Source organism: Actinoplanes sp. NPDC048791, assembly GCF_040650095.1.
GTDB lineage: Bacteria > Actinomycetota > Actinomycetes > Mycobacteriales > Micromonosporaceae > Actinoplanes.
Map to the genome: position 1 here is coordinate 1 of NZ_JBEZGQ010001749.1, position 1,032 is coordinate 1,032.

The window sequence follows — 1,032 nt, forward strand, 5'->3', positions numbered from 1 at the left end:
CAGCACGGTCGTCACGTAGCTCGTCGCGATCAGTGAGACTCTCATGATCAGCGCCGCGGTGGTGAGCTGTTTGCGGGTGTTGCGGCCCCGGCGTTCCGGCCGGGGCGCTGACCGCCACCGGCACGGTACGGGTGTAACCGGCCGGCAGCCACGTCGAGATCAGCCGCCGGGGCAGGTGCAGGGCCTCGGGTGCGGTGATGACGGCGTCGGCGTAGACCGGGGTCCGGCCGCTGTTGGTCAGGCGTACCAGGAGCTGCCCGCCGTTGCACTGCCCGGTGGTGATCGGCAGGGTCTCGGGACCGACCGACAGCCGCACGCCGGTGCGGGGCGGGCCGGCGGTGGCAGGCGCCGGGCCGCAGACCGCGGTGGCGACGACGGCGAGCAGGGCGGCGGCACGGTGTGCCCGGATACGGTCCATGGTTGTCCCTCAGGCCGGGCTCAGGCCCGGGCGGTCGCGGTGGGATACGAACGAGGCCCGGGTGGCGACGGGCGCGCCGGGGCGGTTGATGTACGGCAGCGTCCGGTAGTCGGCGCGCAGGGTGTCGCGGGTCAGCGTGCAGCGCACGTAGCCGCGCTGGGCGTTGGCGAAGAGCAGGTGCGGGCTGTCCCGCCGCTGCTGGTCCAGGACCGGGGTGCTGTCCGTACCGTTGCCGCCGCTGGAGATCGACGTGCCGACCAGCTCCACCGCCACGGCCGGCGACTGCGGCCGGGCGAAGTCCGGGCGCAGGTCGGCCGCGTAGTTGAAGTGGATGTCGCCGGTGAGGACGACGGTGCCGGGGACCCGGGCGGCCGTCCGCAGGATCCGGTCGCGTTCGGCCCGGTAGCCGTCCCACTTGTCCATGTCGAGCAGGGGCGGGTCCCCGCCGTAGCGGCACTCGGTCATCATCACCTGCTGGGCCAGGAGGTTCCAGCGGGCGCCTCCCCGCTGCATGCCGTCGAGCAGCCAGCCGCGCTGGGCCGCGCCGAGCAGGGTGCGGCGGGGGTCGTCGCGCTGCCCGCAGCCGGTCCGCAGCCCGTCGCCGCAGGCCTGGT

The 1,032-nt window shown here is 74.5% G+C and carries 2 protein-coding genes; both read right to left on the reverse strand.

Translation table 11 applies throughout. The features are described from left to right. Positions 1-418, reverse strand: a 418-nt coding sequence (locus tag AB0C29_RS50160) for a hypothetical protein (RefSeq protein ID WP_360835686.1), incomplete at its 3' end; no start/stop codon positions are given. A gap of 9 nt (positions 419-427) precedes the next feature. Further along, positions 428-1,032: alkaline phosphatase D family protein (locus AB0C29_RS50165; protein ID WP_360835688.1), on the reverse strand; the 605-nt coding region annotated here is incomplete at its 5' end.